The 23895-nt window shown below is 68.9% G+C and carries 24 protein-coding genes and 3 pseudogenes; 15 read left to right on the top strand and 12 right to left on the bottom strand.

Annotation, left to right across the window (positions count from 1 at the left end; all coding sequences use genetic code 11):
• Nucleotides 1–144: 144 nt before the first annotated feature.
• Nucleotides 145–510 (top strand): hypothetical protein, encoded by a 366-nt coding sequence (locus WMF39_RS02625; RefSeq protein WP_437743972.1) that lies wholly within the window; start codon nucleotides 145–147, stop codon nucleotides 508–510.
• 11 nt (nucleotides 511–521) lie between these two features.
• A complete protein-coding gene (locus tag WMF39_RS02620; protein ID WP_437743971.1) occupies nucleotides 522–1169 on the top strand; it encodes a hypothetical protein in 648 nt (215 codons plus the stop codon).
• Between the two features lie 10 nt (nucleotides 1170–1179).
• Here the strand turns inward: WMF39_RS02620 and WMF39_RS02615 are convergent, their stop codons facing one another.
• Complete coding sequence (locus WMF39_RS02615; protein WP_437743970.1) at nucleotides 1180–2058, bottom strand: hypothetical protein; 879 nt, start codon at nucleotides 2056–2058, stop codon at nucleotides 1180–1182.
• A gap of 2 nt (nucleotides 2059–2060) precedes the next feature.
• Nucleotides 2061–2585, bottom strand: coding sequence for a hypothetical protein (locus tag WMF39_RS02610; protein WP_437743969.1), 525 nt, complete (start codon nucleotides 2583–2585; stop codon nucleotides 2061–2063).
• 390 nt (nucleotides 2586–2975) lie between these two features.
• Between WMF39_RS02610 and WMF39_RS02605 the strand changes: the two are divergent.
• From WMF39_RS02605 to WMF39_RS02590, 4 genes and pseudogenes are all read left to right on the top strand, one after another.
• Nucleotides 2976–3248: pseudogene (locus tag WMF39_RS02605) on the top strand (IS21 family transposase); the annotation flags it as partial.
• Between the two features lie 314 nt (nucleotides 3249–3562).
• Nucleotides 3563–4618, top strand: a complete 1056-nt coding sequence (locus tag WMF39_RS02600) for an AraC family transcriptional regulator (protein WP_437743968.1) — start codon at nucleotides 3563–3565, stop codon at nucleotides 4616–4618.
• 82 nt (nucleotides 4619–4700) lie between these two features.
• Nucleotides 4701–5684 carry an alpha/beta fold hydrolase gene (locus WMF39_RS02595; RefSeq protein WP_437743967.1) on the top strand — a complete coding sequence of 328 codons (984 nt, stop codon included), beginning with the start codon at nucleotides 4701–4703 and terminating at the stop codon, nucleotides 5682–5684.
• On the top strand, nucleotides 5681–6394 hold the full coding sequence (locus tag WMF39_RS02590) for a hypothetical protein (RefSeq protein ID WP_437743966.1): 714 nt from the start codon (nucleotides 5681–5683) through the stop codon (nucleotides 6392–6394). The genes WMF39_RS02595 and WMF39_RS02590 overlap by 4 nt, the downstream gene beginning before the upstream one ends.
• Nucleotides 6395–6636: 242 nt before the next feature.
• On the opposite strand, the gene WMF39_RS02585 is transcribed toward WMF39_RS02590, so the two are convergent.
• The 5 genes from WMF39_RS02585 to WMF39_RS02565 all read right to left on the bottom strand — a co-directional run bounded on the left by WMF39_RS02585 (nucleotide 6637) and on the right by WMF39_RS02565 (nucleotide 10814).
• Entirely contained in the window at nucleotides 6637–6861 is a 225-nt protein-coding gene (locus WMF39_RS02585) for a hypothetical protein (RefSeq protein WP_437596559.1), read from the bottom strand.
• A gap of 76 nt (nucleotides 6862–6937) precedes the next feature.
• Nucleotides 6938–7141 carry a hypothetical protein gene (locus tag WMF39_RS02580; RefSeq protein ID WP_437743965.1) on the bottom strand — a complete coding sequence of 68 codons (204 nt, stop codon included), beginning with the start codon at nucleotides 7139–7141 and terminating at the stop codon, nucleotides 6938–6940.
• Nucleotides 7142–7571: 430 nt separating this feature from the next.
• Nucleotides 7572–8543 carry a hypothetical protein gene (locus tag WMF39_RS02575; protein WP_437743964.1) on the bottom strand — a complete coding sequence of 324 codons (972 nt, stop codon included), beginning with the start codon at nucleotides 8541–8543 and terminating at the stop codon, nucleotides 7572–7574.
• Between the two features lie 119 nt (nucleotides 8544–8662).
• Nucleotides 8663–9880, bottom strand: a complete 1218-nt coding sequence (locus tag WMF39_RS02570) for a protein kinase domain-containing protein (RefSeq protein ID WP_437743963.1) — start codon at nucleotides 9878–9880, stop codon at nucleotides 8663–8665.
• Between the two features lie 130 nt (nucleotides 9881–10010).
• On the bottom strand, nucleotides 10011–10814 hold the full coding sequence (locus WMF39_RS02565; protein ID WP_437743962.1) for a hypothetical protein: 804 nt from the start codon (nucleotides 10812–10814) through the stop codon (nucleotides 10011–10013).
• A gap of 430 nt (nucleotides 10815–11244) precedes the next feature.
• On the opposite strand from WMF39_RS02565, the pseudogene WMF39_RS02560 reads away from it, so the two are divergent.
• Nucleotides 11245–11929: pseudogene (locus tag WMF39_RS02560) on the top strand (phage integrase N-terminal SAM-like domain-containing protein).
• A 367-nt stretch (nucleotides 11930–12296) separates the two neighbouring features.
• On the opposite strand, the gene WMF39_RS02555 reads toward WMF39_RS02560, so the two are convergent.
• Complete coding sequence (locus WMF39_RS02555; protein WP_437293727.1) at nucleotides 12297–12575, bottom strand: helix-turn-helix domain-containing protein; 279 nt, start codon at nucleotides 12573–12575, stop codon at nucleotides 12297–12299.
• A 43-nt stretch (nucleotides 12576–12618) separates the two neighbouring features.
• On the opposite strand from WMF39_RS02555, the gene WMF39_RS02550 reads away from it, so the two are divergent.
• Nucleotides 12619–12948, top strand: coding sequence for a hypothetical protein (locus tag WMF39_RS02550; protein WP_437743961.1), 330 nt, complete (start codon nucleotides 12619–12621; stop codon nucleotides 12946–12948).
• Nucleotides 12938–13726, top strand: a complete 789-nt coding sequence (locus WMF39_RS02545; protein WP_437743960.1) for a hypothetical protein — start codon at nucleotides 12938–12940, stop codon at nucleotides 13724–13726. Before WMF39_RS02550 ends, WMF39_RS02545 begins: the two co-directional genes overlap by 11 nt.
• A 132-nt stretch (nucleotides 13727–13858) precedes the next feature.
• Here the strand turns inward: WMF39_RS02545 and WMF39_RS02540 are convergent.
• Nucleotides 13859–15211: pseudogene (locus WMF39_RS02540) on the bottom strand (styrene monooxygenase/indole monooxygenase family protein); the annotation flags it as partial.
• Between the two features lie 628 nt (nucleotides 15212–15839).
• Here WMF39_RS02540 and WMF39_RS02535 point away from each other — a divergent pair.
• The 4 genes from WMF39_RS02535 to pyrE are packed head-to-tail and all read left to right on the top strand — an operon-like array spanning nucleotide 15840 to nucleotide 17917.
• A complete protein-coding gene (locus WMF39_RS02535) occupies nucleotides 15840–16268 on the top strand; it encodes a bactofilin family protein (RefSeq protein ID WP_437743959.1) in 429 nt (142 codons plus the stop codon).
• Between the two features lie 54 nt (nucleotides 16269–16322).
• The gene (locus tag WMF39_RS02530) at nucleotides 16323–16637 is read left to right on the top strand and encodes a bactofilin family protein (protein WP_012233083.1); all 315 of its coding nucleotides are present in this window, start codon (nucleotides 16323–16325) and stop codon (nucleotides 16635–16637) included.
• 3 nt (nucleotides 16638–16640) lie between these two features.
• A complete protein-coding gene (locus WMF39_RS02525; RefSeq protein WP_437743958.1) occupies nucleotides 16641–17342 on the top strand; it encodes a bactofilin family protein in 702 nt (233 codons plus the stop codon).
• Nucleotides 17339–17917 carry an orotate phosphoribosyltransferase gene (gene pyrE / locus WMF39_RS02520; RefSeq protein ID WP_437743957.1) on the top strand — a complete coding sequence of 193 codons (579 nt, stop codon included), beginning with the start codon at nucleotides 17339–17341 and terminating at the stop codon, nucleotides 17915–17917. Before WMF39_RS02525 ends, pyrE begins: the two co-directional genes overlap by 4 nt.
• 61 nt (nucleotides 17918–17978) lie before the next feature.
• Here pyrE and glyQ read toward each other — a convergent pair whose 3' ends face one another.
• Entirely contained in the window at nucleotides 17979–18920 is a 942-nt protein-coding gene (gene glyQ / locus WMF39_RS02515; RefSeq protein WP_437743956.1) for a glycine--tRNA ligase subunit alpha, read from the bottom strand.
• 247 nt (nucleotides 18921–19167) lie between these two features.
• Here glyQ and WMF39_RS02510 point away from each other — a divergent pair, with 247 nt between their 5' ends.
• Entirely contained in the window at nucleotides 19168–19734 is a 567-nt protein-coding gene (locus WMF39_RS02510) for a MarR family winged helix-turn-helix transcriptional regulator (RefSeq protein WP_437743955.1), read from the top strand.
• Between the two features lie 61 nt (nucleotides 19735–19795).
• Nucleotides 19796–21625 carry a chloride channel protein gene (locus tag WMF39_RS02505; RefSeq protein ID WP_437747939.1) on the top strand — a complete coding sequence of 610 codons (1830 nt, stop codon included), beginning with the start codon at nucleotides 19796–19798 and terminating at the stop codon, nucleotides 21623–21625.
• Here WMF39_RS02505 and WMF39_RS02500 read toward each other — a convergent pair.
• Entirely contained in the window at nucleotides 21622–22836 is a 1215-nt protein-coding gene (locus WMF39_RS02500) for a pyridoxal-phosphate-dependent aminotransferase family protein (protein WP_437743954.1), read from the bottom strand. The genes WMF39_RS02505 and WMF39_RS02500 overlap by 4 nt on opposite strands.
• A gap of 411 nt (nucleotides 22837–23247) precedes the next feature.
• A complete protein-coding gene (locus WMF39_RS02495) occupies nucleotides 23248–23505 on the bottom strand; it encodes a GlsB/YeaQ/YmgE family stress response membrane protein (protein ID WP_437549160.1) in 258 nt (85 codons plus the stop codon).
• Nucleotides 23506–23895: the final 390 nt, after the last annotated feature.

Here is a 23895-nt window from a genome sequence, read left to right as displayed (position 1 = left end):
ATGGACCGGGAAGAGCTGGCTGCATGTCGAGAACAGCTGGCAGCTCGTCCGGAGCCGCGAGCGACGGCTCCGGCAGCCGAAGCGCCTCCGGGGGAAGGACGACAAGACGCTCCCGAAAGAGCAGCCACCGTCGATGAGCTCGAGGTGGAGCTGAAGCGGTGCAGGAAGAGCGAAATCCTGGTCAACGCCGAGGTTTGCAGCGCCGCGTCTCGTCAGTTCAGCGCGCTGATGGCTTTGCCGAAGGATGGGTTGATGTGCGGGCCGAAGTCCAGGGCTGCCGATCTCATCGAGCAGAACTTCGAGAGCTGCGCGGCGCTCTCGGACATTCCCGCGGATTTTCGCTCGGGCGACCTCACGAAGGAAGAGTCGAGCCTCGTCGCGGAGGCGATCCGGGTTCGTGAGACGCTCACGGAAGAAGAGCTGCTCCGCAGCCTGAAGGAGTTCGTCTGGACGTGCACGGAGACGCCCCCGAAACTCCCACCGATGATGAAGCAGGCACCGAAGCCGTAGGAGCTTGACACATGAGCAAACGCCCCGAGAGCGCCGGCCTCATGGTTCATCTCCTCATCGCGGTGGCCGTGCTCGGCCTCGTCTTTGGCGGCGGCGTGGTGGTCGGCTGGGCGACGCGGGAGCGCAGACCTCCGGCCATGGAAAAGAGCGCGGCGTCCATCCCTGATGCGGAAGTGACGCGGGAGCTCGCTGCGTGCCGACGCGCAGTGAAAGCGCGCGCGAAAGCCACAGCCATCCCGCCAGCCACGGCGACGTCTCCTCCGGGAGAAACGGACGACGCCGGGGTGGAGAAAGCCACCGCCAAGGTCGAGGCACTGCAAAAAGAGGTAGAAGAATGCAGAGTACGAGAGACCTTGGCCAATGCCTACGTCTGCGGCACCATTACAGATCACAGAAACCTGCTGTTCGTCTTGACATACAACGCGCCATGCGTGGACGAGGCGGGGGTCGGAGAGTTTCTCGTCAACAGCCTCGAAAAGTGCACAAACTTCGATAACTTTCCAGCGCATTTGGACGAAGACGAGCTAACGCAAGAAGAGAAATTCATAATCGCACAGTCAGAACAAAACCGCGCACTCAGAACAAAGAGTGATTTGACCCGCGGCGTGCAAGAGACACTCCGCAGGTGCCGCAAAAGATTCGGACTTCCCTCCGAATGAACGAACGCGTTCATAACGTCGTCTCCCAGACCGTCTGGGTGGGTGGGGCTTCGACGGGTGAACGGACCAGGTCGAAGGAAGACCAGGGCGTTTGCGTGTCGCGCGCGTGGTCGCTCCTCCCATCGTCCAGCTTGTCGAGCGCGAAGGTCAAGGCACCCCAGAGCCGCCACCGAACGGGTATCGGGCCGCCAGAGAACTCGATGGGTGAGCGGAGCTCCAATCCCATCGCGACTTTATGACCCCATATCGCCAGGTCGCTGCCCCGGACCGCGAGCGAGGGGACGGCGTTGACGACAGCATTCTTGCCGCCGACCATGATCCCCAAATTCGCTTGCGCGTGCTTGCCATGAAGAGCATAGAACCGCGCACCGCCGAGATACGCAATCGACAGGGGAACGTCTGAGGACTGCGGCATGATGGCCGCCGACGCCGCCCCCGTGAGCTGGATCAACGGCAGCGCGGTCCCCCAAAGGTTGATGTGACCCGCGGTGGCGGGTGCGCCGGTGATGACACCGCTCAGGGGTTCGCTCGGCCTCTGCGAGCCCTGCCCCTTGGCGGCCATTTGCAGCAGCCACCCGCCGCGCCGGTTGTCGAAGAGAGGTACCCCTACGCTCATGCTCGCTTCGCCGATCCCAAGAGGGAACACGGGCACCCCGCCGGCGCAGGGAGAGTATCGTATCTGCCTGTACGAAAAGCGCGTCGTGGCGAGGATCGGAATTCCCGCCACGCGTTGTCTCACTTGGAGCTGCCCAACGCCCCAGAACCCGTTGAATGGCTCGGGGGCCGCGCAGGGGCCCGCGTGAGCGAACACCTTCGAGGGTCGGACAAAGGCGGAGGCGACGATGATGGCGATCGCGAGGATGCGCGCAGGCATGACCACCACGACCACCCTCACTCCTCGGGGATGAGTTCCACGTCCTCCATGGGCTGCGCCGCTGGCTGTCCCCTCGGCGGGCAGACCAAAAAGCTCAACCCCGCATACACGGGCTGTCCATCGGGCCCGAACTCTTTGATGACGTCGGGGGGATTAACGACCGCGCAGTACCCCGATTCGAAGAAGGCAAAATCCTCAGTGCACCAATTCTGCTCCATCAACATCAAATAAACGTACTCCGAATAAACAGCGCTCTTTTTCCGGATTTCCTCGCACTGACGACCATACCATTTTCTTCCGCGGAGGAGCGGATCACCATTATAATTCCACCCCTGGCAACATTCGAACAAGCACTCCACGGGGATGCAGTTCTGATCGAACCAGTTCCCGACGACGGGCTGAGCTTTCTGCGGGTCATCGCCGAACGTGCAGCCCGCAAGCGCGAGCGCCGCGCCAGCCGCGGCGATGGCCATGGGTGCCGTTCGAACCGCCGTCCGGGTGATCCGGGCATCCACCCAGTTCCTCAATTCCTGGCGCCTCATGAGAAAATCTCCTCGCGGGGGACGACACTCCGGACCTTGGCGCGCGTCGCGAAGGGCCTCTCAACGCGTCCCAGAAGCCCCGGCCGCTTGAGGAAGGCCCCTCCCAGACATAAACTACTGGCTCCGTCGCCGCAACGTTTGCGGCAGGTGTCGTCGAGCTCCTAACGACATCGCCGTCGCGGCCGAGGCACATTTCGCGACGAGCTCGCGTCGTCGCGCGCCGCCGCGTCGGCCGCCACGCGCTCGGCAGCGGTGCCCTACCCCTCGCAGTCTGTGGAGCGCAGACGGAGGCCGGGCACCACAGCCGCTCGCCCCAACGATTTCGTCCAGATAGAATCCTGCATTGTTCGCCTTGCTGCACCCGACGGGGACTCTTCGCCGCCCCGCCCGGACAACCTCAAGGGCGCCGTCGTCGAGCGCCACGGCGACGCGATCCGGTTCCACCCCACGCTGCAGGCCCTGCCGGCGCATTACCACTTCGAGCCGCGGCCCGTCGCCGTCGCCCGCGGCAACGAGAAGGGCCACGTCGAACGCGCCATCCGCTACGTCCGCGAGGCCTTCTTCGAGGCCCGGAGCTGCACCGACGTCGGCGACCTCAATCGACAAGCGACCGAGTGGACCACCTCCGCGGCGCTCGGGTGGCGGCACGGCGGCTCGCGCTGCCGGAGGCGGCGGCGGCGTGGCTCGCGCGGGTAGTGGTCAAATTTGAACATGAAGGCGGGAAGGCGGGAAGAAAACCTTAATGATCTTCCCGCCTTCCCGCCTCCATGTGGACTCTCTCTGGGCAAAGTTGACCACTACCGATGGCGAGAGGGCGAATCGTAAGTAGCCTCGACTTGAACCGTGTTCCAGGTGAACCACGGGATCTCGCTCGGGCGCCTGAACCCGAGCTGCCTGCGCCACGCGAAGCCCACGGGCGTGGTTGACGTCGCTGACAGGCCGTGCGATTTTCACGAATGTCGCGCAGGCCCCGCCTCGTGAGCTCTCGTCGGGGGCTCGACCCGCTCGTGAAGGCGGAGGGCGAGCGCACGCTGAGCGTCGGCGTGAAGGCGCTGCGGAGCGTGCTCGGGGCCGCAGAGGCTGCCGGGATCGACGGGAGCTCGCTCGCCCGAGCGCACGGGCTCACGCCGGAGGAGCTGCGCAACCCCGACTTCCGGCTCTCCTATCGCCGGTGGATCGCGCTCTGGGACGATGTCGTCGAGAGGGCCGGCGATCCGGGCGTCGGGCTCCGCGCCGCGGAGGCGCTCTCGATCGGCCACTGGGATGTGATGGATTACGTCGTCGCGTCGAGCGACACGGTGGGCGACGCCTTCCAGAGGTTCTCGCGGCACTTCGCCGTCATCAGCACGGCCGTGCGCCATGTCCTTCACGTCGATCGCACGGAGGCCCGGCTCGTCCGGGAGCACGTCCCCGGCGCGGCCCCGCACCGGGTCGCGACCGAGTTCGGCTTCGCGAACATCGTCCTTCGCTTCCGCGCGCTCGCCGTCACGCCGTTGTCGCCTTCCTCGATCCAGTTCCGTCACCCGCGCTGCGCCGAGCTCGAGGCGTACACCCGGATCTTCGCTTGCCCGGTTCGATTTCGAGCGCCCGGCGACGCGATCGTCCTCCCGCGCGCGGCGCTCGCGACGCCGATGAAAGGGGCCGCCCCCGAGCTCTGTGCCGTCCTCGAGCGCCACGCCGCCCTCCTCGTGCAAAAGCTCCCGCCCGCCCAGGCGAGCCTCGTGGAGCGCGCGCGGCACGCGCTCGCCCTCGAGCTGCACGGCGGTGCTCCCAAGCTGGCGACGGTGGCGAAGCGGCTCGGGCTGAGCGCGCGCACGCTGCAACGACGCCTCTCGGAGGACGGCTTTCCCTTCCGAGCGCTCGTCGAGAAGACCCGCGAAGAGCTCGCGCTGCGCTACCTGGAGGATCCCGCCCTCGGGCTCGCGGAGATCGGCTCGCTGGTGGGCTTCTCCGATGTGAGCGCGTTCTACAAGGCCTTCCGGCGGTGGACGGGGAGCACGCCGGGCCAGCTCCGCGAGCGCTCCATGGCGTAGCGCGTAGCCGAAGGCACCCCCGGACAATCGATTGGCGTGGCGGCACAATGCCTGGGGCGGCCCGGGTTCGTACGCTCCGGTCATGCGCTCGTTCGCCCGCCGCTGTTGTCTGACGTGCGTCGTGCTCGCCTCGGGCTGTCTGGATCCGGACGCGCCAGGAAACCTCGTCCCGAGGACGGTCGCGGAGGACGACACGCTACCTCGCTTCACCCTCCGCGACGGCGCCCTCATTCACCTTCGCACGCAAGGGGACCCGAAGAACCCCACCCTCATCACGCTGCACGGCGGCCCCGGCGGCGACATGCGCGGCATGCTCGGCCTCGGCGCGCTCTCCGAGCGGTACTTCGTCGTCCACTGGGATCAGCGAGGCACCGGTCTCTCGGAGCGCGTCCCTTCATCGGACTTCACCGCCGAGACGTACGCGGCGGATCTCCACGAGCTCGTCCAGCGCTTCTCCCCCGACGCGCCGGTCACGCTGTTCGGGCATTCGTGGGGCGCCATGTACGCGGCCCTCTACATCCAGAGGCACCCCGACCGCGTCGGAGAGGCCGTCCTCAGCGAGCCGGGCTTCCTGAACGCGGCGATCGCGAACGAGACCGAGCTCTTCACGTTCGGCCTCACCGCCGAGGGGTTGAACGATCTCGGTTGGTCGGAATGGGCCATGAGCCCCGACGGAGATGCGCGCGCAGACTTCCTCCTCTCGTTGGGACAGGGCTGGTCGCAGCCAGGGTATTACGAAGACCCGGACGACCCCGACAACTTCAAGGCCTTCCGCCTGGGCGCGCGCGCGATGCGGGACCTGCAGAGCTCGGCGAAGACGGACGGAGAGTGGGACTTCGATTTCTCTTCCGGCCTCGACCGCTTCTGCAAGCCGGTGACCCTGATCGGAACGACGATCAACACCGTCATCGGGTTCGAGCAACAGGAGAGCCGTCACGCCCCTCTTTTTTGCGACGTCGAGCTCGTCCGCATCGAAGGCGAAGACCACGGCTGGGTGAACAAGCACCCCGATCGTGTCATGGAGGTCCTGCGCGCCCATCTCGGCGCATACGAGGGGGCGAGATGAGGGCCGTCGCCCTCGCCACGGCGATCGCCGCGACGGCGGTCTCCGCGGTCGCGTCGGCCGCGCCCATCAGCGGGTATCAAGGGGAGCAAGAGAACGCGACGCACGTCAATCTCGGATGGAACTCCGCGCCCGCTCTGGAGCTCGCCTACGGGCGAGCGATCCCGGTGGAACGGCTCGTGCGCCGCCTCGACCTCGAGATCGGGCTGACGCTGCCGGTCTTCCTCGTGCCGGCGCTCGACTCCTTCCGCCTGGAGCCGGCGGCGCGCGCGACGCTCTTGCAGCACGGCGGCTGGGGGCTCGCCGGGCGCCTGGGGCTGCCGGTGCAGACGGGCGACAACCAGACGTTTCGGTTCGTGAGCGTGGGCGCGCACCCCGGGCTCGCAGGCGGGTATTTCCAGCGCGGCTGGTTCATCGCGCTGGAGGTGGAGTACACGGCGATCCTGAGCACGTACATCGCGGCAAGCGATCGCGCGCGCGCGACCTACGAGGGCATTCGCGACGGCTTTTACGCGCCCACGGGGGGCTACCTCGACGCGAGCCTCGCGTTCGGGTTGTCGATCGGCCCGAGCGTCGAGCTCGGGCTGCGCGCGGGCTATCGCTCCACCCACGGCCTCGAGCCGCCCCCGCTCGTCCCCTTCCGCGCCGAAGTGGGCGTGTCCTACGCGTTCGGAACCTCGGCGGCGGCGCCGCCCCGAGAGATCACGCAGTAGCGTGGCGCACGGGTGGCCCTCCCCCGCTCGCCTGTGACATGGATCCTCGGCGGGCGCGCGCCGCGAGCGCGCTCGGTGGAAGCGGCGCGCCGTTGCGCGAGGGCTCGCGACTCCGCGCGACGGCGGGCGGCCGGCGAGCCACGCGCGCCGCGCCGCGGCGGTCTCCTTGTGCGGCCGCCGCCCTCGGATCACGAGGCGCGCAGTCGCCCGTGGCGGGCGCGGGCCGAACGAGGCCTTGGCAATCAGCGGCGAGGTGCGGGCGTCGTCGCCTGCGCCTCGTCCGCTGCATTGCCTTGTTGGGCGGCCTCCGGGCCACCGCTACGCGGAACGATCGAGACGTGGTCTGTGGCGCTGCCTGCTTCAAGGCGTCGAAACGCCTTGAACAGCTCGTGAACGTCATAGCCACATTCCTTCGCAATTTCGTCGCGAATTGCGCGAACTTCATCGACGATGGCATCGCGAATCATTTCTCCTCCTGTGGCGACAGCTCGTCTGGTGTGCAGATGACGGGCGGTCGAAACCCACTGTCTCTACACACGGACTCTATGCGTGGCCGCATCGGATCTCATCGGCGAGCTCCGGCTCGTCGGCGAGCAGTCCTAGGAACGGATCGTCCGGTGGGTCCGCCAGCCCCGCCGGCTCGCTCCGGGTGCCGCCCAGCTCCCGAACGATGCGTTCGATGAGCGTGCGCTGCGCATCGGTCGGAAGACTACGGATCTCCTGAAAAATTTGCTCGGCGTCCATCATGCCCAACCTCCACTTCCGCCGCTGTCCAGTCTACCATGTCGCGCCGTTCCCGCCGTTCCCGTCGCTGCAGCCGCTCTGGGGACGCAGGCAGCGCCGGAGGCCGGGCCCCCGTCAAGGGCAGCCTCGGAGCGAACGGTGGCGCAGGGCTCGCAGGAGCAGAGGCTGCAGCCGCGCCCGACTGCACCCCACCCCTGCCCAGTCGAGCGCGATCCCTGGCGGACGGAGCGCCGTCGTACCGAGAGCCGTCGTCATGAGGCCCCGCGCATCCTGGCCGTGGAAGCGGGCCCCGATCGAGAGCGAGGCAGGCGCCGGTGGATTGCGCTCCCGCTGCGCACGTGTCCACGGCTCTCGTTCGTCGGGCCTGGGGAGGCCGCGGTCACGCAGGCCCACCCGTTCAGCATGACGCCCGGCGGCCCAACGTAGCGGGAGTTCAGCTGTGGCGCGAAGCGCCATCAGCTGCAACTCCTTGTTGGGCAGGTGCAGATTCCACGGGCGGCCTCAACGTCGCTAGGTCCAGCCCCCATCGACGTTCCGCGCTCGCGATCGTCTTCAAAAGTCCTACGTACGGATTCGAGGGGAACACTTCCCGATTCTCGTTCACAACGCCCAGAGGCACTACGTCACCGCCCAGCTTCTCGAGAAGAAATTTCATCTCGGAAGACACCGCATCGCTCGTCGCCTGCTGCCATACGCGTGCGAGCAGGTCGAGGAAGACCGTGCCTCGTGGTGTGACTTGGTAGGCTGCCGATCCTAAGGGCGCCGCGACTAGACCTGCCCCCGCTAGCAGCATGAACTTCTCTCGAATCGGTGCAGCACTGACGCCAAGATTGCGAGCCACCATCGAAAAGTTCGTCGGTTCGCCTTTAGCCGCCTCGCACAGGACAGCCAAGTTCAGACCCGGGATCCCGCTGGCCTTGAGAAAGAACGCGACGTCGTCTGCGCTGAGATTTCCGAGAACAACGTTTAGGAGGATATCCTCCACGATCTGCGACTCCAGTACCCGCGCGACCGCCCCTCGCTCAACCTCACTGTCTGCGTCGAAGTCAGATGGAATCCAGAGCACTTTCAGCTTGAAAAGGTCCTGCGCTCGTCCACTCCGACGGTAGTCATGAATAACCTCCTCCAGCGCAAGTCGATGCCGTACTTGATCACTCGCAACATACAGCCAGATGTCAGCCTCGCCGTCAGTGACCATGGTTCGAATGTCCTTCTCTAAGCCCTCGGAGTGCTTCCACAGGACCTGGCCGACAAGAGGACGCTTCCAGTCGCGTTCGAGCATGCATGCAAGATCGAACCGCCTACGACCCGATTCGGTGCAACCGTAGAGGCGCAGGCGGGCAAACCGATTCAGGACAGCGACGGTCTCGGTCTTCAAGAACGCGTGTTCAGGAGCTTCTGCCATGGTGCGCTCCAGTTACACTCTGCCCAACGACTGCGGTTGTTCTGCGGGGCGCCACGCGGAGCGGAGCAAGGCTCGGCGCGCCGTCAGCACCAGCCGCATAGTTGGCCTGTGCTCCGTGCTCAGAACGGGATGTCGTCATCGCCTGGTCCCGGTTTGGTGAATTTGGGCGCCGGGCGCAGCGCCGCACGCCGCGCGGCCACCGCTGCTTTCGCGCGTCCCTTCGTGCAGCAGTTCTGTGCTGTGTCGGTCCCCATGTCGGCGCGTTGAAGCCAGGAGCCGCACGTGGCGCACTCCGGAATCGAGTACCATTCGGCGCCACAATCGCCACAGAACCGGGTGTCTGTATACGCGGTACCGCACTGCTCGCAGTGTCGCTTCAAGGCCTGACCGCATGAACCGCAGTGGTTTGCCTTGGTCTGATCATAGACATTCGGACCGCGGTAGTACCCATGGGGCGACCAGCTTGCACCGGGGCAGCGGGTGTTCACACAGAGTGCGCGGGTCTCGGCGTTGAGCAACGTCGGACGTGCAGAGATCAGCGGTCGAAGGGCGTCTAAGAACTCCTCCGCAGATTGGTAGCGCGCGTCTACCTGCTCGGCGCATGCGCGCTTGACGACGGTTCTTACGCCGAGTGGAAGGTGCGCGAGCTGCGCTTCGATTCGATCCACCAGAAGACGCGGAGTTCCGCTCAGCATTTCAAGCAAAACGATCCCGGCCGCGTAGAGGTCACATCGCTCGTCGACCCGAGCCATGTCACGGCGCTGCTCGGGACACATATAATCAAGCGTGCCGAGACCCTCCCCCGTCGCAGTTGCGCGCGTCGCCCCCGGCAGGTCTTCGAGTGAAACTCCAATCGAAAAGTCAATGAGCACGCAACGCCCACCACTGAGCATGACATTCTCCGGCTTCACGTCGCGATGAATGATCCGTTCGCGATGCGCGGCGCGGAGCGCGTCGAGAACCTCAGCGGCATAACGAAGCGCAAGATCAGGTTCGAACGTGCGCTTCTTGTCGAGTTCATCGCGCAAGCGGTGCCCCTCGATGAACTGAAGCACCGTGTAAGGAACGTCGATCTTCGGGATGGCGCCAGTCGTGAGTACGTATGGAATTGCCGGATGCTGAATATGAGCGAGAAGGACGGCCTCGCGCTCGAAGCGCTTGCGCAGAGCGGGGTTGTTTCGAGCTGCGAGCCCATCAAAGAACTTGACCGCCACGGGGCGACCAAGGCGCGTCTGGATCGCCTTGACAACAGTACCAGAGAGCCCGCTCCCGATCGGGCCCTCCGTGCGGAATCCCTTGGATTCCAGATACTTCGTATATTCCGCAGGAATGTTCATGCCATCAGCCTCGGGTCACATCGGCCCAACGACTGCCGCTGTACCGCGGGCCGGGCTGCCGAGCGAAGCGATGTTGCCCGGGCCGTCGGACACCAGCGGCTTGTTGGGTAGAGCTTCCATTGTGGTCGCGCTACTGCTCCGTGGTCAGTGCCTGCTCAAGCCAACGGCGCACCGACCAGATCGGCGTGGCTCGAATAAGATGCGTTCCGGCTGGGGAGGGGTTGCGTCCCAAGACGATCCCAAGGAGGCAGGGCTGGCGATCCAAGACCATCCACAGGCCGGAGCCGCTGCTTCCCTGGAGGTCGCGAACCCCTCCTGTAGCCACCTCTCCTTTGAGCTGGGGGAAGTCCTTGTCATTGAGAGTCACGATCCTCTTCTCGGCCATGTCGGCGACCAGCTCACGTTCCACCACCTGAACCAGGGGGCCCAGGCCCGTGTAGATCGGAGCTTCAAGATAGACGAGCCCGTCGGGATACTGGTGACCACGGGCCTTATTTCCCAAGAGTCCATAGATGAACGCCGCCACGCCCTCGCTTGCGTCCAACTTCTCGGGAGCGAACCACGAACTGTCAGCGAGAACGTAGGGGGTCTTGCCGGAGCCAGTGTCGTTGGCGTCCGTTCCTTCGAACACGGCGATGTCGAGATCCTGAGTTGCACTCAAGAATCGAAGCGAATGAACCTGGTAGCGCGTATTCTCGTCGATGACGCTGTTCTGCACGCGAGTGGGTGACGTGAAGTATGCGTGCTCAGCCCTGAGTGCGTGATTGCACGTCAGCACCAGTCGCCTGCCGTTCCAATCGATGTGGATGCAGGATGCGAGCGCGGCGTCACCTCCGTCCTTTGGAACTACCAGGATCACGTCCGTGTGAGCACGCGCTGTCGCGCACACAAATTCGAGGAGTCGCTGAGCCTCGTCATCAGAAATTTGAGCCATGGTGGTCTCCTATGGGACCGGGTACGATTCCGCTCTTCTGCCCAACGTCGCAATCAGCTGTGATGCACGACATATCCACGCATTTTCCCATGTAGGCCGCGAACCGTGGTACCCTATCTCCATATTCCCGAGGATAAGTCACAGCCCATCATGGCCTATCTCCGCAATCCTGCAGATAGGCCGCGACCTTCCGCAGCCTATCTGCAGGATTGCGGAGATAGGCCGCTGCTGCGTAACTACGTATTCCCGTTGCTAGGTCCCGGACGGCAACGGCGTGTCGTCGCGCGAGATTCGCGCCGACGGCTGGGTCCCCCGGGCGACCAGAGCCCGGTCGACGTATCCCCCGGTCGCCGCAACTCGCGCCCGCCTCGAGCCGATAAGGGCCAGTGCGGGACCGACGAACCGGCCCTATGCACGCAGGACCATCCACGTGACCCTCATCGAAGCCGTACGCACCACCATACGACGCCTGCATGACTCTCCGCGCACCGAAGCGGCATATGTCCACTGGCTCCGGCAATTCCTCCGCTTCCACAGCGGCAAGCCCCCACGGCAGATGGGCGCGGAAGAGGTCACGGCCTTCCTTGACGAGCTTGCGGTCGCACGCCGCACCGCGGCATCCACGCAGAACCAGGCGCTGTGCGCGCTCCTCTTCCTTTACAAGCGGGTTCTCGACCTGCAGATATCCCGGCTCGAAGCGCTCGAACGCGCACGCCGGCCGGAGCACCTCGCCTCGGTCCGCTCGCGACAGGAGACGCTCACCTTGCTCGAACACTTCGTCCCGCCTTTTCGGCCCATCGGCGAGCTCCTCTACGGAAACGGCCTCCGGCTCCTCGAAGCGCTTTCGATTCGCGTCAAAGACGTCGACCTCGATCGACGACAAATATCGGCATTGCAAAGGGCCGTGCACGATGCCGGACGCGCGGCGGAGCTCGCCAAGCGCGCGACATGCCAACCCCTCCGCCAGAGCTTCGCGTCCCACCTTCTCGAGGCGGGCATCGACATCCGGACGATCCAGACGCTGCTCGGCCACAAAGATGGGCGGACCACGATGTATCGACATCCACATCGTCGACCGCGGCCCTCCCGGCGTCATCGGCCCCCTTGACCGCTGACCGCCGGGTCAGCGGGGAGCGCCTTGAGCTCCGACCCCACCCCGTCGTCCCGGCCCCACCCATCGTGAAAGGTAGCGTACCTGACGGCTGCGCCGCCTTGTCAAGGAGACCAACGCGTGCTCGTGCGGGCTCCACACCGGACGACTCGAGCTCGGCCGGGGCGTCCACGCCGCGCGCTCGCGATGGGCATCCCCCTCGCCGCTCCCGCCATCGTCACGCCCACCGGGGCAGCTCCGTCCCGACGCAGGCGGGCGGCCCAGGATCTGGGCGCCGGCATGCCATGGGTGATGCCGCGCGCCACGCACGTGACGTGGGCGCCGCCTCGTTCCGCAGCGGCCTCGAAGCGCTTGCCCAACGTTCGGGATCACTACGCGCGGGGTCGTGCCTTGCGTGGCCGGCCCCGCTTGACCGGCGGAAGCTCCCGCTGGCGGAACAGCACCCCAGGCCGGACGCCGAGCACGTCGGCCAGCCTCACAAGGACGGCCACCCCGACGTTGGTCTTGGCGCGCTCGACCTTCTGCAGAAATCCGAGGGCGATTCCGGCTGCGCTGGCGAGCTCTTGCTGCGTCATGCCGCGCTTCAGGCGGATCCGGCGGACGTTGGCCCCGATGAAGCCGAGCACCTCCTCCAGCCGGGCATCAGGCATGGCGAAGGCGTCGTCTCTCCTGCGACCTGGAATAGAATCTCCTATGTCTCATTTGTGTTGGCGTGCTCCCGCCGCCGTCGGCCTGACGACGCGCGAGATCGCGGCGGCGCTCGCGATCCCGAGGCCGACGGTGGCCACGCGGCTCCGCCTCGCTCACCCGCGCTCGGAGGTGGCCCCGATGAGCGGCGCTCCCGTCGAGACGGCGGCCGAGATCCCGACCGCGACCGAGGCCGGACTGATCCCCGTCGGCTCCGGGGACGCTGCGATCGTCGGGATGCACATCGCCGGGTTCGTGGTGGCCCCCTTCGACCGGACCTGGTTTCATTCGGTCGGTGACATCGAATCTCAGCTAGGAGTCACCGTTGCGTTTTGATTGGAGCCTCGCCGCGTCCCGACCGCTCGCCGCTTCCCTCCTCCTCGTGGCCGGGTGCAACGCTCGTACACCGGGGAGCGGCGGCGATGCAGCGACCACCGGCGCGAAACCACAGGGAGCCCCGGCCTCGACGTCGGCCGCGCCGTCGTCCTCGAGGCCGGAGGCCGCCCCGGCGGCAAGTCGATCGAGCGATGTCCCTCCCGCCGTTGATCGAGCGGCCTTCAGCCCGGTCACCCTCGAGAAGATCCAGCGCGCGCAGCACAAGATCACCGGGGACCACGCGGTCGGCGTGAACCGGCAGCCCTACTGCGAGCCGGAGGTTCAGGCGCCCGGCAGCACGAGCCCGGTCGGCGAGATGGCATGGCCAGAGCTCCGCGTGACCGACTACCAGCCGCTGCACGATTTGCTCTCGAAGCACCCGTCGTTCATCGGGGTGGTGCCCGAGCGGCAGCGACGGTCGATCGTCGTCGTCTTCGAGCCGGACTTCCAGGATTGGGCATCGATTCAGGCCCACATCCCGGTTCCAAGGCGCGTCCCGGTCGAGCTGCGCCCCGGCTGTCACACGCGGAAGCAGAGGGAGCTCGCGCAGCAAGCGCTCGAGGCGCTCAGGAAAGAGCCGGCGGTCGGCTCGGCGTTGCACGCATGGGCGCCCGATGCCTCGATCGCCGGCCTCCGTGTCTTCGTGCTGCCGGGAGACACGGCGACGGCGGCGCTCGTCGCCGAGCGGCTCGGCTCGATCGCGAACGTCTGGTTCAGCAGGCCCTTCGGGAACCACTGAGCTCCCGCTGCTCGACCGAGGCGCGGACCGCCGTCATCGTCACGCCGAGCGGGCGGTACCACCCCGTCCTGGAGTAGCCATCGCGGAGCCATCTCCGCGACCACGTAGAACCGTGGCGAGCTCCTCCGGATGCCCCGGCGGGAGCCCGAAGCGCTGCCGCACCTGCGCGATGCCGACGCCCACGCCCCCTGCTGCGAGCGCGAGCGGCCAGGGCTTCCCGGTCGTCTGCCGGATGAACGCGCGCACCCGCCCGACGTCCTCGAGGACCGCCGTCAGCCGCGCCGGATCGTTGAAGTTGTTCACGAAGGCGTTCGCGAGCGCCTGCTGCCCGCTCGTGTTGTCCGCCCGCCCGTCGCTGCCGTACTGCGCCATGAGGAGGTGGGCCATCGGAGGCGAAACCCCGGCGAGCAGGATGTTGTTGAACCGGTCGGTGGGCCCGCCGTGCCGCGCGTAGAAGCGATCGAAGGTGCGCGTCATCCAGTCGGCGTCGAACGGGCGCTCGCCGTGCTGCACGATGCACTCGACCAGGTTGCGCGCCATCTTGTTGCCGTTGTTGGCGCCCTGGCCGCCGATCGGATCGATCGACATCGCCGTGTCGCCCAGCGGCGTCACGATCCGGCCGGAGGGCAGCCGTCCGACGGGCTTGCGCACCGCGGGGACGACCCGCCCGTTCTGCCATCCGTGTTTGTCCGACAGCTCGGCTCCCCTGAACCACTCGTAGTCCCAGGGGATGAGCTCCTTCACCAGCCCCTTCGCGATCGCGATGATCTCCTCGCCTGACTTCGCGCCCTGGAACCTGTCCAGCGGCCCGCCGGGCACCGCCTCGACGAGGCAGTTCCAGCTCGGTCCCACGTCCTTGTGGTGGTAGGGCACCCAGAACGCCTCCCCGATGCCCGCGAACAGGTTGAACTTGACCGGGAGCATCGGGATGCCGTCGAACCCGAGCTTCGGGCCGGTCACGCACATCATGACGACGTTGCGCTGCGCCTCCGAGTGGACGCTGCGCGCGGCGTCTCGCTCGAACAGGTTGCACAGATCGCCCCGTCCAGCAGCGACGACGGTGAGATCGTTCTCGGCGGCGATCGCGTCGAGCCGCGCGATCGTGACGGGCTCGATCACGATCTTGCCGCCCCGCCGCTCGAGCTCGAGCATCCACCGGTGGCTCTGGAGCCGGAGATCGATCGCGAAGAAGTGCTGCTCGAGGCGGCCCGCCAGCGTCAGGAGGCGGTTGCCCGGGGTGGCAGACGCGGTCACCTGGGCGCCGTGGCCTCGGGGCGCGGCGTCCTCCCAGAAGGCCAGGCCGAGCTCGCGCTCGAACGCGAGCGCCACATCGAACCGCGCGGCGGTGCCGGTCGGCTTTGACTCGTTGAGCCACTGCTCGGGCGTGCGATCCGAGTAGAGCGTCACCTCGTAGCCGGCCTTCACCAGGGCGTGCGCCGCGAGCAGGCCGGCCTGTCCAGACCCCACGATAGCTATCTTCCGCATGAGGAACCCCCGGGTTGGTTTGGTCTGCGCTCGCCTCACGGGCGACGCGCGCCGAGCCATCCGAGTCGGTTCGCCGTCAGGGCCACAGCAGGCGTCTCGAGCAAGGAAAGCCCAGTCAAGAGAGACCGTATCACCCGAGCCAGCCCCGCAGGAAGCGCCCACCACGCGCGCCCGCATGCTCCGGTGCCGCGCATCGATCCCCGATCCCCGTTCCCCGTTCCCCTCGCGCCGCGCTTCCCGCCGGAGAGAGCCCTCGGGGGGAGGGGGTGTCGCGCGGGGGGCGAGGGGGAGGGCCCCACGAACCCGAGCGCCGGCCCGCATCGCAGCCAGTCCTCATGGACTCGCCAGCTCCGTACAGCAGGCCATTGCCACCAAAAGGCGCGAGTTCGTGGGAGGGTCCCCCTCGCCCCCCGCGCGACGCCCCCTCCCCCCGAGGGCTCCGCTGCAGTCAGTCCACGGAGCGCGCCGCCACCGAGCCCGCCCGCCGGTTGCGAGGCGCAGCCGCTTGGAGTAGCGTCCGCGCCGCCGCGGGGCTGAGCGATCCAGTTCGCCCAGCTCCAGCGGACGAGCCGGGCGTCTGGTGCGCGCCCCGGCTCGCGCGGCTCCCTCCCGCGCACAGGAGACGAGAATGGCCCGAGGTTCGACAACGACGCGCAGCGAATCGGACGCTGCCGAATCGCTCATCGGACGGGGCGCCCGCATCCGCGGGCGCGTCCATGGCGACGGTTCGCTCCGGGTCGAGGGGAGCGTCGAGGGCAACATCCAGCTGGCTGGCGACCTCGAGATCGAGGACGGAGCGACGGTCACCGGAGACGTCGAGGCGAGCTCGCTCGTCGTGTCCGGCCAGCTCACGGGGGACGTCGCGTCGCGCGGCCCCGTCACGATCCGGGCGACCGCGCAGTACGCCGGAAACGTGGGCGGCAGCGAGGTGATCCTCGAGGAAGGCGCGGCGTTCGCCGGCCGCATCGAGGCGGAGTTCGACCTCCCGGCCGAGCTCTCGGAGCGGACGACCGGCGGGCGCGGGCAGGCCCCGCGGCGTGAACCGGCAGGGCGGTAGCGCGCGTTGACGGACGAAGAATCGCGCCGCGAGGGCGCGGCGAGGAGCACGAACGTGGCGGGTACGATCATCGGAAACGGGCTCACGATCGAGGGCGAGATCACCTCCGACGAGGAGGTGATCGTCGCCGGGACGGTGCGCGGGAAGCTCACCGTCGAGGGGCCTCTCACCATCGACGCAGGGGCGCTGATCGAAGCGGACATCGGGGCGGCGTCGCTCCAGGTGGGCGGCAACGTGACCGGCAACGTCACGGCGGCCGATCGCGTCGATCTCCTCGCCGGCGGTCGCCTCGTCGGCGACGTGAAGGCGTCGCGGCTGACCATCGCGGACGGAGCCTCGTTCAAGGGCAACGTCGACATGGACGTGTAGCCGATGACCGCCCAGTCCTCGATCGGGCCGACGACGGCCATCCGCGGCAACGTGCAGGGCGACGGGGATCTCGAGATCCTCGGCCGCGTCGAGGGGAGCGTCGTCATGACCGGCGACGTGACCATCGGCGAGGGCGCGCTCATCCAGAGCGACGTCCGCGGGCGGCGCGTCGTCGTCCGCGGCGCCGTCGCCGGGAACATCTCCGGCGACGAGGCCGTGATCCTCGAGCCCGGCGCGCGCGTCGTCGGCGACCTCGGCGCGCCGCAGATCGGCATCCACGCGGGCGCCCTGGTGCGCGGCAACGTCACCACCGGCGCGCCGCTCGCCGCGGCGGCCGCCCCCGCCCCGGTGCGGGCCGCCGCCGCTGCACCTGCGCCGCGCGCCGCGGCGGCGCGGCCGGCGCGCGCGCTGGCGGAGCAGCGCGCGCCTGCGCCGCCCGCCCGGCCTGCGCCGCGCGCCGCGCCTGCCCCCGCGCGCCCCGCGCCGGCGGCGCGCCCGGTCGTCGAGGCGAGGCCCGCTCCTGCGCCGGAGCCGCGCCTCGCGGCCGTTCACGATGACGAGGAGGCCGATCTGTCGGCCTCGGCCGCCGGCGAGGGTGACGAGCCCGAGGCGGCCGAGAGCGCCGGCGGGCCGCCGCCGCCCGTGGTCCCCGCGCTCCGGAAGGGGGCCGCGAAGGCCTCGCTGCGCAAGCGGGGCGGCCGGTGAGCGCCGCCGGCGCCTCGGAGCGGGAGCGGCTCGTCGCGCTGCTGCGCGAGCGCTCGTTCGAGCAGAAGCGCGTCGTCCTCGCGTCCGGCCGGGAGAGCGACTTCTTCATCGACTGCAAGCAGTCGGTGCTGACCGCCGAGGGCCACGCCCTCGTCGGCTCGCTCATGTTCGAGGCGCTCGGCGCGCTCCCGCGGTGCGAGGCCGTCGCCGGCGTCGAGCTCGGGGGGTGCCCCCTCGCGAGCGCTGTGTCGCTCACGAGCTTCCTGCGAGGCCGCCCCCTCCCCGCCCTCTACGTGCGCAAGGAGGTCAAGGACCACGGCTCGCGGCGCCTCGTCGAGGGCGATCGCGGCCTCGTGCCCGGGATGCCCGTCGCGATCCTCGAGGACGTGATCACGACGGGCGGCTCGACGCTGAAGGCGGTCGAGAAGCTCCGCACCGCGGGCGCCTCCGTGGTCGGCGTGATCGCCCTGGTCGACCGCCTCGAGGGCGGCGCGGAGGCGATCCGCGCCGCGGGGCTGCCGGTCGTCGCGATCTGCACCCGCCGCGACTTCATCCCGGACACCCCGCCCGGCTGAGGCTGCGCGACGCGCAGCCCGGCCGAGGCGACGGCGCGCTGCCCGCCGCCTCGGCTGCGCGCTACTCCGCCGCCTGCGGCTCGCCGAGGAGCGGATAGCCGAGCGCCTCGCGCTGCGCGACGTACGTCTCGGCGACCGCCCGCGCGAGCGCGCGGACACGGCCGATGAAGCGCTGCCGCTCGGTGACGCTGATCGCGCCCCGCGCGTCGAGGACGTTGAAGCGGTGGGCCGCCTTCACGACGAAATCGTAGGCCGGGAGCACCAGCGCCTTCTTCGGATCGATCGCCGCCCCCTTCGCCGCCGGATCCGCGCCCCGGTACAGGAGCCGCTTCACCTCGGCCTCGCAGACGTCGAACGCCGCGAAGTGCTCGGCGATGTCGGCCTCCTCGAAGTTGTAGGTCGACCACTCCCACTCGGCGCGCTGGTAGATGTCCCCGTAGCGCACGATCTTCCCGCCCCTGTCCGAGTAGACGACGTCGTAGATGCTGTCCTTGTCCTGCAGGTACATCGCGATCCGCTCGAGCCCGTAGGTGAGCTCGCCGGACACGGGGCGGCAGTCGATCCCGCCGATCTGCTGGAAGTAGGTGAACTGCGAGATCTCGAGCCCGTCGATCCACACCTGCCAGCCGAGCCCCCACGCCCCGAGCGTCGGCGACTCCCAGTCGTCCTCGAGGAACCGGACGTCGTGATCGAGCGGGTTCGTGCCGATCGCCCGCAGCGACTCCAGGTAGAGGTCCTGGATGTCGATCGGGCTCGGCTTGAGGATCACCTGGAACTGGTGAAACTGCTGCATACGGTTCGGGTTCTCCCCGTAACGACCGTCCGCGGGACGCCGGGAAGGCTCGACGAAGGCCACATTCCAGGGCTCGGGGCCGAGCGCGCGCAGGAACGTCGCCGGGTTGAAGGTGCCGGCGCCGACCTCCGAGTTGTACGGCTGCACGATGAGGCAGCCGCGATCGGCCCAGAACTTCTGCAGGGTGAGAATGAGGTCTTGGAAGGTCATGGGAGGGCCGGTTCTTAGCCTGGATCGCGCGCGCAGGCGACGCCCCGCGTAGCGTCGCCCGCACGGTCCGCCCGGCGCGCTGCCTCCGGGCCCGCGCGCCGCGCGCCGCACCGGCGCCCCCGCCGCCATCCACCGCCGCCCGCGACCCCCCGTCGAGGACGGCCCGCCTCGATCCGCCCCTGCCCCCCGGAGGTCCGCAGACTGCTTGCGGTTGACCGGCGAGCGGCGTAGGTTCCCGCGCAATTATATGGGAGCCCATGGTTCTTCGACGGCGCGCCGGAAGAGCCCCGCGCGGCAGGCCCCCGGCGGGCCCGACGCGCAGCGGGTCATGGATGCGATCCGCGCGATCGTACAGCGCCTGCGCGTCTCGTCGCGCGCGTGCGAGCGGCAGCTCGGCCTGAGCAGCGCGCAGCTGTTCGTGCTGCAGCAGCTCGATCAGGCCGCCGCGTCCTCGATCGCCGAGCTCGCGCAGCGCACGCTGACGCACCAGAGCTCGGTGTCGGTCGTGGTGACGCGCCTGGCCGAGCGGGGGCTGGTCACCCGGCGCGCCTCGCCTGAGGACGCGCGCCGGACCGAGATCTCGCTCACCGCTGCCGGCCGCGCGCTGCTCCGCCGCGCGCCCCGCACCGCGCAGGCCGAGCTCGTCACCGCCGTCGACCGCCTGCCCGCCGACGAGCGCAGCGCGCTCGCGCAGAGCCTCGCCACCCTCGCCCGGGCGCTCGGCGCCGGCGACGAGGCCCCCCCGCTGTTCTTCGAAGGCGAGGAGACCCCCGCCGGAGCCGAACCCGAAGCGACAGACCGCGAGGAGAGCTGAATTGTCCAGATTGAACGCCCCACCCCCACCAGTCACCGAGAGCATCCCGGTCGCCCCCTCGATGGGCCCGACCCTCGAGGACCTCCGCGTCCCCGCGCCCAGCGCCGCCGTCGACCGGCGGGTCGTCCTCGTCAGCGGCCTCGCGATCGCGCTCGGCGGCGTGGCCTTCCTCGCGGCGGAGCTGCTCACCACGCTCATCGCCGTCATCACGAACCTCGCGTTCTTCGGCCGGCTGTCCGCCGCCCCCGCGTCGCCCGCCGAGCACCACCTCGGCCTCCTCGTGCTCGTGGTGCCGATCCTCGGCGCGCTCGTCGTCGGCGTGATGGCGCGCTACGGCTCGCAGGCGATCCGCGGCCACGGGATCCCGGAGGCGATGGAGCAGGTGCTGTTCAACCAGAGCCGCATCCCGCCGCGGATAACGCTGCTCAAGCCGCTCTCCGCGGCGATCGCCATCGGCACCGGCGGTCCGTTCGGCGCGGAGGGCCCCATCATCGCCACCGGCGGCGCGCTCGGCTCGCTGGTCGGGCAGCTGCTCCGGATCACCGCGGACGAGCGCAAGACGCTGCTCGCCGCGGGCGCGGCGGCGGGCATGTCGGCGACCTTCGGCAGCCCGGTGGCGGCCGTGCTGCTCGCGATCGAGCTCCTGCTCTTCGAGTACCGCCCGCGCTCGGTGATCCCCGTCGCCCTCGCCGCGACCACGGCGACCGCGGCGCGCCTCTGCGCGGGCCACACCGCGCCCGCGTTCGAGATGGCGTCCGTGGCGCCCTCGACCGGCCCCGCGCTCGCCTTCTACATCGTGCTCGGCGCGGTCCTCGGCCTCGCGGCGATGGGCGCCACCCGCGCGATCTACGCGATCGAGGAGGCGTTCGAGCGGCTGCCGCTCCACTGGATGTGGTGGCCGGCGATCGGCGCCGTCGCGATCGGCGTCGTGGGTTACTTCGCGCCGCGGACGCTCGGGGTCGGGTACAGCAACATCGACGACATCCTGAGCGGCCGCCTGGCGCTCGCCGCGCTCGTGTCGCTCTCGCTGATGAAGTTCATCTCCTGGTCGATCGCGCTCGGCAGCGGCACCTCGGGCGGGACGCTCGCGCCGCTCTTCACCGTCGGCGGCGGGCTCGGCGCGATCCTCGGCCTGGCCGCGAGCGCGCTCCTCCCCGGGCTCGGCGTGGACGCGCGCGTCGCCGGGCTCGTCGGGATGGCGGCGATCTTCGCGGGCGCGTCCCGGGCGCTCCTCGCGTCCGTCGTCTTCGCCTTCGAGACGACCCGGCAGCCGATGGGGCTGCTGCCGCTGCTCGGCGGCTGCAGCGCGGCCTTCCTCGTCTCCAGCCTGCTGATGCGGCACTCCATCATGACGGAGAAGATCGCCCGCCGCGGCGCGCGCGTGACGGTCGAGTACGCGGCCGATCACCTGGCGCAGATCACCGCCGGCGAGGCCGCCTCGCGCCCCGCCGTGACGCTCGCCGCCGACGATACGGTCGAGGCGGCCCGCGCCTTCCTGCTGTCGCAGGCGGCGGGCTCGCGCCACCAGGGCTTCCCGGTCGTGGACGATCGGGGGGAGCTCGTCGGCGTGGTCACCCAGCGCGATGTGCTCACCGAGCAGGCCGGTACCATCTCGATCCGCCACCTGGTCCGGCGGCCGCCCGCCGTGGTGTTCGAGGACAGCTCCTTGCGCGAAGCCGCCGATCACATGGTCACCGAGGGGGTGGGGAGGCTCCCTGTCGTGTCCAGGCAGGCCCCCCGCAAGGTCCTCGGGATCCTGACGCGCAGCGATCTGCTCGACGCGCATCGGAGCCGTATCGACGCCGGCAAGCGCCGCGAGCAAGCCCTCGCCGCCGCGAAGCGGCGCGGAGGTCCGGCCATCCCGGACCGGGCCACCGTGGGGCAGAGCTAGTCCACGAAGTAATCGCGATCGCCCGCCAGACCCTGCTCGAGCGCGGCCATTCCCTTGGCGACGTCGAGCTTCACGCCCTCTCGCTGGAAGCTCATGCCCATCGCGTAGAGCGTCTTGAACAGGTTGTGCGAGCGGCACTGCTCGCCCATCTGGCCCACACGCACGATGTTGAGGCCGAAGGCGCCCGAGATCTCGACGCGGAAGGCCTTGGTCATGTACTCGCGGATCCGCGCGCTATCGACGCCGGACGGCAGCTTGATGGCGAGCACGCTGTTGAGGCGCACGTCCTTCGACGCGAACAGCTCGAGCCCCATGGCCTCGAGGCCCGCCTGCATGGCCAGAGAGCTCATCTCGTGGCGACGGAACCGCCGCTCGAGCGTCTCCTCGCAGACGAGGCGCAGCGCCTCGTGCAGCGCGAGCACGCCGGGCACCGGCGCCGTGTAGTGGTACTGCTGGTAGCCCCAGAACCGCTGCGCGCGCGTCGCGTCGTAGCACCAGTGCGGGCGCGGCAGGGGGCGCTCCTCGACGACCTTCCACGCGTCCTGCGAGAACGCGCAGGCCGAGACGCCCGGGATCGACGACAGCGCCTTCTGCCCGCCGACGATGCCGACGTCGATGCCCCACTCGTCCATGTGCACCGGCATGGCCGTGAGCGTGACCACCGCGTCGACGATCGTGAGGGCGCCCTGCGTCTTCGCGAGCTTGCAGATCTCCGGCATCTCGACCATGCGGACGCCGCAGGACGTCTCGCCGTGCGCCATCGTGACCACGTCGTAGCGCTGCTTCTTCATCGCCTCCCGCACGTCCGCGAGCGACACGGGCCGCCCGGGCGGCCCCTCGAGGAAGGTGACATCGGCGCCCACGCCGAGCGCCATCTCGCCGAGGCGCCCGCTGAACGTCCCCACCTTCAGGCAAAGCACCTTGCGCCCGGGCCAGCACAGGTTCGCCACGGCCATCTCCATCGCCGCGGACGCGGGCCCGGCGAGGCCGAGGATCTTGTCGCTGCGCGTCTGGAACGCATAGGCCGCCATGTACTTCACGTTCTGGATGACGCGGTCCATGGTGGGGCCGAGGTGATTGATGATGACCCCGTTCGCCTGGGCCACCGCCTGCGGGATGGGCACCGGACCGGCGCCCATGAGCAGCAGCGGCTCGGACGGCAGGATCGCGGCGAGGGGCGTGATCGGCGGGGGCAGGATCGAGAACGACATGGCCAGGACCTTGGGCAAAAGCGCGGAGCCCGCTAGCAAGCCCAAAGCCTCCTGCGGCGTCAAGCGTTACCCGGCGAGCGGACGCGGCGCCGACGGAAATGCGGTGCCGGCGCCGGAGTCCGCGCCGCAGGCCGCCACAGGCCGCCGAAGGCCCTGCTCGTCGTACGACCCCGGGGGGTGGGCCGTGCGACGAGCAGGGCCCCCTCCAGCCTGCCGAGCGAGAGGGGGGCGCGCCGCGCCGCCTGAGCCGAGATCGCGCTCACGGGTCGCGGCGCCTCCTCCGCGCCTCCTGCTCTCGGCCCGAGGTGCTCCCGGACGTTACAGATCGCGGCGGCGGCTCGAGAGCTCCTTCGTGCAGCGCCGTGGGCCGGTATCGGGCGTGGCGCCTCAAGAGAGGATCGCTCGGCCCGCTCATACCACCGTACGGCGCCGCGCGATCGCCTGATAGCCGGCGGTCAGCACGATGGCGCCGATGAGCGACATGAAGAAGCCAGCCGGCTCACCCTCACGGTACATGAACAACATGCGGCCGAGCAGCCCGCCGATGAAGGAGCCGACGACGCCGATGATCATCGAGACGACCCACCCGCCCGGCTCACGTCCAGGGACGATGAGGCGCGCCAGAGCACCGACGACGAGGCCAAACAGGAGAAAGAGAATGAACGACATGATGAACCTCCCAGAAAGGAGCGAAGTGCTCCTCGTTGCTATGCAGGCTGTTCAGCAAGCGCCGCGCCATGCCCTGGAGTCCTGGCTCTCCACAGACGCCCAGCCGAGCTGAACGCCGCGGACAGAGCGCTCGCATCGCCGCATTCACCGCGAAATCCGACCGCAGCGCGGGTGCGCCCCCGGGAGAGCGGGGGCCGTCCGGTCGGACCGTGGGATTGCTTGCTTGGCCGCCGCGTGGCGTATTGCCTCAGGCGAGCCGAGAGGCAGAGCGCGAGCGAGGTAGCCTGCCCCAATCGCCCTTCCGCGTCCTCGAAAAGACCGTTCGGCATGCGATGGCGCACCGGTTGCTAGATCTGGAGGTTGCCAATGCGAGGTCGACGGCGGCGGCGC

The sequence above is a fragment of the Sorangium sp. So ce1504 genome, from assembly GCF_051521635.1.
GTDB lineage: Bacteria > Myxococcota_A > Polyangia > Polyangiales > Polyangiaceae > Sorangium > Sorangium cellulosum_B.
The sequence above is the reverse complement of the archived record's forward strand: the minus strand, read 5'-3'. Positions and strand labels throughout refer to the sequence as shown.